This window comes from Micromonospora sp. I033 (assembly GCF_053890995.1).
Map to the genome: position 1 here is coordinate 1 of NZ_JBSSLX010000226.1, position 9,005 is coordinate 9,005.

Genomic DNA, 9,005 nt, shown 5'->3' on the forward strand with positions numbered 1-9,005 from the left:
CAGGTGGTGCCGTTGAGCGCGAAGCTGGTCGGGGCCGGGTTGCTGGCGTCGTTCCAGGTGGCGTTGAAGCCGAAGTTCGCGCTGCCGCCGGTGCCGATGGCGGCGTTGTAGCCGGCGTCGCGGGCGGTGACCTGCGCGCCGGACTGGCTGAGGGTGGCGTTCCAGGCCTGGCCGACCTGCTGGCCGGCGGCGAAGCTCCAGGTGAGCGTCCAGCCGTTCACCGGGTCGCCGAGGTTGGTGACGGTGACGTCGGCGCCGAAGCCGCCGCCCCACTGGTTGGTGATCCGGTAGTCGACCCGGCAGCCGGTGGCCGCCGCGGCGGCGGTCACCGTGGTGAGGGCGCCGGCCAGGAGGGTGGCCGCCGAGGCCGCGGCGAGCAGCGCGGCGCGGCGGCGCGGAATGATGGGGTGCACGAGGATGCCTTTCGCGGAGGTCAGGCACGCGACGAACAAGCCGGCCTGCCCGGGCCGGCGGAAAGCGGTACGTCGCACTGACGGAATCGAAGTCGATAACTGGCTCCGCGCCCCGTCAGGGTAGGACAACGCTTTCCCGCCACACAACCGCATCCCCGCGGCGACCTCCCCCCGCGATCTTGCAGTTGCCGCCCCGGCAGAAGGGGCGAACGCCTCGGCACAGGGGCACCGAGTGCAAGATCGCGGATCGGCTGGGCCGGGGGTGGCGACCGGCGGGGGTCAGCCCTCGACGGCGGCGGCGAGTCGGCGCTGCTCCGCCGGCTCGGCGGCGGTCGGGGCGGTGGCCTGGGCGGCGAGGGCGGCCTCGGCGACGGCGCGGGCCCGGCGGGTGCGGCGCAGTGCCCGCGTGGCCAGCACCAGCGCGACCAGCCAGCCGGCGCCGAGCACCGTGTAGGCCAGGGCCGGGACCGGGCCGCCCAGCTCGCCGGCGCGCAGCAGGGTGCGGGTGTTGGTCAGCACGATCACGCCGCCGATGACGGCGCCGAGCAGTTGCGCGGGGACGATGCGGACCAGCCAGGCGGCGATCGGCGCGGCGATCAGGCCGCCGATCAGCAGCGCGGCCACGGTGGGCAGCAGGAAGCCCTCGGAGCCGAGTCCGATGAGGAAGCCGATGCTGGCCGCGCCGGCCACCAGGAACTCGGAGGTGTCCACCGAGCCGATCACCTTGCGGGGCTCCATCCGGCCGGAGACCAGCAGCGCCGGGGTGGCCACCGGGCCCCAGCCGCCCCCGCCGGTGGCGTCGACGAAGCCGGCGAACAGGCCGAGCGGGGCCAGGAAGCGGCTGCGCAGCCGGCCGGCGGCCCGGTTGGCGCGCAGCGGCCGGGAGAAGCGGACCAGCAGGTAGGCGCCGAGGGTGAACAGGATGGCGGCCATCCAGGGCGCGGCCGACTCGGTGGAGATGGAGCTCAGGAAGGTGGCGCCGGCGAACGCGCCGATGGCGCCGGGCACCGCGATCCGGCCGACCACCCGCCAGTCGACGTTGCCGAAGCGCCAGTGCGAGATGCCGGCGGCGAGGGTGGTGCCGATCTCGGCCAGGTGCACCGAGGCCGACGCGGCGGCCGGCGCCACCCCGGCGAAGAGCAGCAGGGTCGAGGAGGTCAGCCCGTACGCCATGCCGAGCGCGCCGTCGACCAGTTGCGCGGCGAGCCCGACGAGGGCGAGGACCAGCAGCTTGCGCACGAGCGCCCCCTGACTTTTCGGCATCTCCTATCGACTTGGTCGACAATGCGGCACGGAGGCGCCCTAGGTCAAGTCCTCCATCCGGTTGATGGGACGCGCCGGACGGCGCGACGGGAGCGCGGGACGGCGGCGTCCAGACGCCGAGGGGGCGTCAGCTCCAGGCGCGAGGGTCGGCGGCCAGCTCGTTGACCCGGCCCGGCAGGCTGCCGCTGGCGACGTCGGCGACGGTGACCAGTTCGAGGATTTCCCGCTCGCTGGCCCGCAGCGCGATCCACACGTCCTGCAGGGAGCGCGCCGCGCCCTGGTAGCCGAGCTGCTCCGGGCGCTGGCCGCGGACGTGCGCCAGCGGGCCGTCGATCACCCGGATCACCTCGGCGAGCGAGATCTCCGACGCCGGCCGGGCCAGCCAGTAGCCGCCCTCCGGGCCGCGCTGGGCGTGCACGATGCCGCCCCGGCGCAGCTGGAGCAGGATGCTCTCCAGGAACTTCGGCGGGATGTCCTGGGCGCGGGCGATCTGCTCGGCGGTCACCGGCCGGCTCCGCCCGCCGGTCGCGCCACCGGCGACCGAGGCCAGCTCGGCGGTCGCGCGGAGGGCGTAGTCGACCCGGGCGGAGAGGCGCATGCCGGCAAGGTTAGTCGCCTGGTCAGCCGCCCGGATTCCCGACCCTCGGCCGAACGGTCACGGTTGCCCGGTCAGGCGCCGACCCGGCGCAGCAGCCCCTCCTGCACGGCGCTGGCGATGTGCCGGCCGTCGGTGGTGAACATCCGGCCGGTGGCCAGGCCCCGGGCGCCGGACGCGGACGGGCTCCAGCAGTCGTAGAGGAACCACTCGTCGGCGCGGAACGACCGGTGGAACCACAGCGCGTGGTCGAGGCTCGCCCCCACCACTCCCCCGGGCCCCCACACCTCGCCGTGCACCGACAGCACCGAGTCGAGCAGGGTCAGGTCGGAGGCGTAGGTGAGGGCGCAGGCGTGCAGCAGCGGGTCGTCGGGAAGCTTGCCGTCGAGGCGCATCCAGACCCGCTGGTGCGGCTCGGCGGGGCGGTCGCCGGGGCGTACCCAGCCGGGCTCGCCGACGTAGCGCACGTCGATCGGGCGCGGGATCTGGCCCCAGATGCCGAGCCGCTCCGGGTAGCGGGAGAGCCGGTCGGTCATGGTCGGGACCTCGTCCGGGGCGGGCACGTCGGGCGGGACCGGCGCGTGGTGGTCCAGCCCCTCCTCCTGCCGCTGGAACGAGGCCGACATGAAGAAGATCGGCTTGTCGTGCTGGAGCGCCACCGAACGGCGCACCGAGAAGGAGCGGCCGTCCCGGACGTTCTCCACCTGGTATTCGATCGGCTCCGCGGGGTCGCCCGGGCGGACGAAGTAGCCGTGCAGGGAGTGCACGAACCGCTCCGGGTCGACGGTGCGCCCGGCGGCGACCAGGGCCTGGCCGGCGACCTGGCCCCCGTACACCCGCTGCGGGCCCACCGGCGGGCTGATCCCCCGGAACGTCATCTCGCCGGTGTGGTCGAGGTCCAGCACCTCCAGGAGCTGGTCGACCGCGGCCTGCCCGGTCGCGGCCTGACTCACTGCGCCGTCTCCGTTCGCGACTGCGGGGCTCGCAAGCCCGGCTCACTCCTCGCGCTCACTGAAGCGCCCGCGCGGAGGCGGCGTCGACAAGCGAGCCGAGCTGGTGCACGCGCAGCGTGTTGGTGGAGCCGGGGGTGCCGGGCGGGCTGCCCGCCACGATCACCACGTAGTCGCCGGGGTTGGCCCGGTTGAGGCCGAGCAGCGCCTGGTCGACCTGGCGGAACATGTCGTCGGTGTGCTCGACGAACGGCATCAGGAACGTCTCCACGCCCCAGGAGAGGGCGAGCTGGTTGCGCACCTCCGGCACCGGGGTGAAGGCCAGCAGCGGCAGGTCGCAGTGCAGCCGGGCGAGCCGCTTGACGGTGTCGCCCGTCTGCGAGAAGGCGACCATGGCCTTGGCGCCGATGGCCCGCGCGATGGAGGAGGCGGCGACGGTGAGCGCGCCACCGTGGGTACGCGGGTCGTGCTGCAGCCGCGGCACGCCGATCGACCCCGCCTCGGTGGTGGTGATGATCTTCGCCATGGTGCTGACGGTGAGCACCGGGTACTTGCCGACGCTGGTCTCGCCGGAGAGCATCACGGCGTCGGCGCCGTCGAGCACCGCGTTGGCCACGTCGGAGGCCTCCGCGCGGGTGGGGCGCGAGTTCTCGATCATGGAGTCGAGCATCTGGGTGGCCACGATGACCGGCTTGGCGTTCTCCCGACAGAGCTGCACGGCCCGCTTCTGCACCAGCGGCACCTGGTCCAGCGGCAGTTCGACGCCGAGGTCGCCGCGGGCCACCATGACCCCGTCGAAGGCGAGCACGATCGCCTCCAGGTGGTCGACCGCCTCGGGCTTCTCGACCTTGGCCAGCACCGGGCGGTGCACGCCCTCCTCGGCCATGATCGAGTGGACGAGCTTGATGTCCTCGGGCGAGCGCACGAACGAGAGCGCGATCAGGTCGACACCCAGACCGAGGGCGAAGCGCAGGTCCTCGGCGTCCTTCTCGGACAGGGCCGGGACGCTGACCGCCACGTTCGGCAGCGAGACGCCCTTGTTGTTGGAGACCGGGCCGCCCTCGGTGACCAGGACGCGGATGTCGTTGCCGGTGACGTCGCTGACCTCGACCGCGACCCGGCCGTCGTCGATCAGCAGCCGGTCGCCCGGCTTCACCTCCTGCGGCAGCTTGCGGTAGGTGCAGGAGACGCGCTCCTTGGTGCCGACGATGTCGTCGCCGGTGATCACCACCGAGTCGCCGGTGCGCCACTCGTGCGGGCCGTCGGCGAACCGGCCGAGGCGGATCTTGGGGCCCTGGAGGTCGGCGAGCACCGCGACCGGCTGCCCGGCCGCCTCCGCCGCCTCCCGGACCAGCCGGTAGACCGTTTCGTGGTCCTCGTGACTGCCGTGGCTGAAGTTCAGCCTCGCCACGTTCATGCCCGCCTCGACCAGGCCCCGGATGCGCTCGGGGGACGAGGTGGCGGGGCCGAGGGTGCAGACGATCTTCGCGCGGCGTGTCACGCCCATCAGGCTAGTCTCTCCTCCGGGTCGACCTGCCGGCCGACCCCTTTCGGACTGCGGAACAGTTGTCCAACGACGCGCGATACCCGCGCCGGCGGGCGGTGTGGCACCGCACCGGGACGTCGTGTGTGGCGGGCATCGGCGACCGCGCGGCGGAAATCGTACCGCTCGCCGGCATCCCCCTGATGCGGTGCTCCCGGGCCGCCCGCCGCCGGGGCCGGACGGCGGGTCCACCGGAGCCGACAGCGGGGTGGGTGGCCGGCCGGCCACCCACCCCGTGCGCTCGTCGGATCGTCGCGCGGACCGCCCGATCGGCGTCAGGTCTGCGTCTTGGCGAGCGGGAACTCCAGAGAGCCGGCCGGGCAGAGGAAGGTGAGCACCTCGACCCGGTAGAGCCCGGCCTGCACCGCCGGGTCGGCCTCCATCACGCTGCGGACGTCGTCGACCGAGCCGGTGCGGGCCAGGCCGAAGCCGATGGGCGGGTCCGGCTCGCGGGCCGGGCCGTCCACCGAGCCGTCGACCAGGACGATGCCCCGCCGTTGCAGCGCCTGGATGTGTCGCAGGTGCTCGGCCTGGAGCCGTTGCACGGTCTCCTCCGGCAGGGCCCGGCCCGACGGCCCCGGGTAGAGCACGATGCACTCGTACGTGTCGAGCGCGAAGTCGAGCTGTGGCGTCGCGGCCATGCGCACCTCCAGACCACCGTCCCGCCCAGCGTCGCATGCCCGTCGCCGCGGCCGGGGCCGCTCGGCGCAACTGCCCCGCCCGCCGGCCGGATTGCCGACCCGCTGGGCCGTTCGTCCGGCCCGCCGGGCCCACACTCGGCTCCGGCCCCGGCGGAAACGCCCGGCGCGGCACGTTGCCGACGGCGATTCCCGGGAAAGACTTCCGGTCGGGGCGGGGACCGCCGCCGACGACGACGCACAGGAGGACCGCCATGGTGACCAGCACCGGGCCCGCGAAGGCCTCGGGGACCTACCGGATCGGCGGCGACCTCCAGGTCGACCGGCTGGGTTACGGGGCCATGCAGCTCACCGGCCCGGGGGTCTGGGGCGACCCGAAGGACCCGGCCGAGGCGGTGCGGGTGCTGCGCCGGGCGTACGAGCTGGGCGTGACCTTCATCGACACCGCCGACTCCTACGGCCCCTTCGTCAGCGAGCTGCTGATCAAGGAGGCGCTGCACCCGTACGCCGAGGACCTGGTCATCGCGACCAAGGCCGGGCTGACCCGCTCCGGCCCGGGCGACTGGCGGCCGGTGGGCCGTCCCGAGTACCTGCGCCAGCAGTGCGAGCTGAGCCTGCGTCACCTGGGCCTGGACTGCATTCCGCTCTACCAGCTGCACCGGATCGACGCGCAGGTGCCGCTGGCCGACCAGCTCGGCGAGCTGGCGCTGCTCCAGCAGGAGGGGAAGGTGCGGCACATCGGGCTGTCCGAGGTGACCGTCGAGCAGATCGAGGCGGCCCGGCAGATCACCCCGGTGGTCTCGGTGCAGAACCTCTACAACCTCGCCGACCGCGGCGCGGAGGACGTGCTGGACCACTGCGAGCGCAACGACCTGGCGTTCATCCCCTGGTTCCCGATCGCCACCGGCAACCTGGCCCGGCCGGGCGGCCCGCTGGACGCGATCTCCACCGACCACGGCGCGACGCCCGCGCAGCTCGCCCTCGCCTGGCTGTTGCGCCGGTCGCCGGTCATGCTCCCCATTCCGGGTACGTCCTCCGTGGCGCACCTGGAGGAGAACGTCGCCGCGGCCGAGGTGCGGCTCACCGACGAGGAGTTCGAGGCGCTCGCCAAGGCCACCTGAGCCGCCCCTTTCCGAAGCGTGATCGAGCCGCTACCGTCAGAAGGATTCTCACGCCCGGGACGAGCGGGGGTCCGGAGTGGACGGTTTCGACTACGTCATCGTCGGCGCCGGGGCGGCCGGGTGCGTGCTGGCCAACCGGCTCACCGAGGACCCCGGCACCCGGGTCCTGCTCATCGAGGCGGGCGGCTGGGACCGCAGCCCCTTCGTGCGCGTACCCAAGGCGTTCGCCCGCCTGATGGACGACCCGCGCACCGCCTGGCACTATCCGGCGACCATCGCACCGGGCCGGCGTGAGACCTGGCAGCGCGGCCGGATGGTCGGCGGCTCGACCTCGATCAACGGCATGATCTGGAGTCGCGGGGCGGCGGCGGACTGGGACGCCCTGGCGCCCCTCGGCTGGGGCTGGTCCACCATGCGGCCGATCTTCCAGCGGCTGGAGGACCACCCGCTGGGCGCCGCACCCCACCGCGGCACCGGCGGCCCGGTGCGCCTGTCCGTCGCCACCGGCACCGACCCGCTGTGCGAGGAGATGCTGGAGACCGGGGCGGAACTGGGCTGGCGCCGGGTCGACGACCTCGACGCCGACGACGGCGAGCGGATCGGCTACGTCACGGCCACCATCCACGCCGGACGCCGGGTCAACGCCGCCGACGCCTTCCTGCGTCCGGTACGGGACCGGCCCAACCTGACCGTCGCGGTCGACACGGTCGCGCTCCGCGTGCTGGTCGAGGACGGCCGGGCGGTCGGCGTACGGGTCGCGCACCGGGGCCGGGAGGTCGACCACCGGGCGGCCGCCGAGGTGATCCTGGCCGCGGGCGCCCTCGCCACCCCGCAGCTGCTGCAGGTCTCCGGCATCGGGCCGGCCGACACCCTGCGCGCCGCCGGCGTCCCGGTGCTGCTCGACCGGCCCCGGGTGGGCGCGGGCCTGCGGGAGCACCGGCCCATCCCGCTGCAGTACCGGCTCGCCGAGCCGGGCGGCTACAACCCCAAACTCGCCGGCCCGCTGGGGCAGGCCCGCGCCGCCCTGGGCTACCTGTTCACCCGCCGCGGCCCGCTCGCCCTGCCGGTGATGGACGTCGCGGCCCACGTCAGGTCCCGCCCGGAGCTGGACCGCCCGGACGTCCACCTGCTGATGGCGCCCTTCTCGGCGGCGCCGCCGCGCCCCGGCCGGGCCCTCGAGCTGGAACGGGAGCCGGGCCTGCTGTGCCTCGGCACGGTGACCCGTCCCGACAGCGAGGGCAGCCTGGCCGTCACCGGCCCCGACCCCCGCACGCCGCCCGCGATCGTGGCGAACTACTTCGCCACGGACCACGACCGCCGGGTCGCGGTGGACGCGTTCCGGCGGATGCGGGAGCTGTTCGCCACCGGGCCGATCGCCAAGCGGATCTCGGCGGAGACCCGGCCCGGGCCGGCGACGCAGACCGACGAGGACATCATCGAGGCGGCCCGGGGGCACGGCTACTGCGGCTACCACGCCATCGGCACCTGCGCCATGGGCGTGGACGACGACCACGTCGTCGACCCCCGGCTCCGGGTACGCGGGGTTTCCGGGTTGCGGGTGGTCGACGCCTCGGTGCTGCCGGTGATGGTCTCGGGGTGGACCAGCGCGCCGGTGACCGCGCTGGCCTGGCGGGCCGCCGACCTGATCCGGGGCGGCGCCGGGTGACGGACGGTCCCGACGGCCGCCGGTGCGGCGACCGTCGAGCCCGGTCGCGGTGTCAGATCGCGAAGCAGTTGGGCCGGATCGCCGCGTCGGCGAGCACCTGCCGCACGACGGTGTAGGTGGTCCCGTCGAGGACCAGACCGAGGTGGCCGACGATCCGCAGCGGGCACCACGCCTGGACCAGGACGTTGGTGGCACCGTCGGCGAGGGTGGCGTTGTCGACCGGGCGGACCAGCTCGTCCTGCCAGGTGCGGACGGTGGTCCAGCGGACCGCGCCCGGGGTGTCGTCGCCGCCGTTGAGGTCGGCGAGGAAGCTGGACCCGATGGACATCTGCTGGCAGGCGACGATGCCCGCGCAGCTGCCCAGCCCGAGGAAGTTGATGATGTTGGCGACGTAGGTGCCCTGCTGCGGGCTGCCCAGGCTGACGTAGTGGTCGACCTTGCCGGCGCCGCCGAGGAACTTGACGTACCAGCGGGAGACCAGACCACCCTCGGAGTGGGTGACCAGGTCCACCTTGGCCGCCCCGGTGGCGGCGCGGACCTGGTCCACGTAGGACGACAGGGCCCGGGCGGACTCGCGGATGTCGCCGAAGCCCAGGTTCGGCAGCTGGTAGATGGAGACCCGGTAGCCGTCGGCGCGCAGCCGGGCGGCGATCGGCTCGTAGGCGATGCTGATTCCGATCAGGCCGCCGACCACGATGACGGGGTTGGCGCCGGCAGCGGCCAGGCCGGTGGTCCCGGTCGGGGTGGCGTCGGCCGTGCTGCTGGCGGCTGCGGTGGTGGTGGCGGCGGTCTCGACGGTGGGCTCGGCGTGGGCGG

Annotated in this window: 9 protein-coding genes; 2 read left to right on the top strand and 7 right to left on the bottom strand. The window is 74.2% G+C overall.

What is annotated here, in order from left to right; all coding sequences use genetic code 11:
- From ACW0Q9_RS26205 to ACW0Q9_RS26230, 6 genes are all read right to left on the bottom strand, one after another.
- A partial coding sequence (locus ACW0Q9_RS26205) for a cellulose-binding domain-containing protein (RefSeq protein WP_456185728.1) occupies positions 1-413 on the bottom strand: 413 nt, incomplete at its 3' end.
- Between the two features lie 279 nt (positions 414-692).
- On the bottom strand, positions 693-1,652 hold the full coding sequence (locus ACW0Q9_RS26210) for a sulfite exporter TauE/SafE family protein (RefSeq protein ID WP_456185744.1): 960 nt from the start codon (positions 1,650-1,652) through the stop codon (positions 693-695).
- 151 nt (positions 1,653-1,803) lie between these two features.
- Positions 1,804-2,274 carry an RrF2 family transcriptional regulator gene (locus ACW0Q9_RS26215; protein ID WP_456185730.1) on the bottom strand — a complete coding sequence of 157 codons (471 nt, stop codon included), beginning with the start codon at positions 2,272-2,274 and terminating at the stop codon, positions 1,804-1,806.
- Between the two features lie 71 nt (positions 2,275-2,345).
- Positions 2,346-3,224 (bottom strand): acyl-CoA thioesterase, encoded by an 879-nt coding sequence (locus ACW0Q9_RS26220; RefSeq protein ID WP_456185732.1) that lies wholly within the window; start codon positions 3,222-3,224, stop codon positions 2,346-2,348.
- 55 nt (positions 3,225-3,279) lie between these two features.
- Positions 3,280-4,728, bottom strand: a complete 1,449-nt coding sequence (pyk, locus tag ACW0Q9_RS26225; protein ID WP_456185734.1) for a pyruvate kinase — start codon at positions 4,726-4,728, stop codon at positions 3,280-3,282.
- A 311-nt stretch (positions 4,729-5,039) separates the two neighbouring features.
- Positions 5,040-5,405 carry a YciI family protein gene (locus ACW0Q9_RS26230; RefSeq protein WP_456185736.1) on the bottom strand — a complete coding sequence of 122 codons (366 nt, stop codon included), beginning with the start codon at positions 5,403-5,405 and terminating at the stop codon, positions 5,040-5,042.
- Positions 5,406-5,656: 251 nt separating this feature from the next.
- On the opposite strand from ACW0Q9_RS26230, the gene ACW0Q9_RS26235 reads away from it, so the two are divergent.
- The gene (locus ACW0Q9_RS26235; protein WP_456185738.1) at positions 5,657-6,523 is read left to right on the top strand and encodes an aldo/keto reductase; all 867 of its coding nucleotides are present in this window, start codon (positions 5,657-5,659) and stop codon (positions 6,521-6,523) included.
- Between the two features lie 76 nt (positions 6,524-6,599).
- Entirely contained in the window at positions 6,600-8,189 is a 1,590-nt protein-coding gene (locus ACW0Q9_RS26240) for a GMC family oxidoreductase (RefSeq protein ID WP_456185740.1), read from the top strand.
- Between the two features lie 52 nt (positions 8,190-8,241).
- Here the strand turns inward: ACW0Q9_RS26240 and ACW0Q9_RS26245 are convergent.
- Positions 8,242-9,005 (bottom strand): lipase family alpha/beta hydrolase (locus ACW0Q9_RS26245; RefSeq protein ID WP_456185742.1); only part of this gene is annotated, 764 nt, incomplete at its 5' end.

Excerpts from the sequence above, each read along its gene's own strand:
- ACW0Q9_RS26215 (WP_456185730.1), bottom strand. The coding sequence starts at position 2,274 with ATGCGCCTCTCCGCCCGGGTCGACTACGCCCTCCGCGCGACCGCCGAG.
- pyk (WP_456185734.1), bottom strand. The coding sequence starts at position 4,728 with ATGGGCGTGACACGCCGCGCGAAGATCGTCTGCACCCTCGGCCCCGCC.
- ACW0Q9_RS26230 (WP_456185736.1), bottom strand. The coding sequence starts at position 5,405 with ATGGCCGCGACGCCACAGCTCGACTTCGCGCTCGACACGTACGAGTGC.
- ACW0Q9_RS26235 (WP_456185738.1), top strand. The coding sequence starts at position 5,657 with ATGGTGACCAGCACCGGGCCCGCGAAGGCCTCGGGGACCTACCGGATC.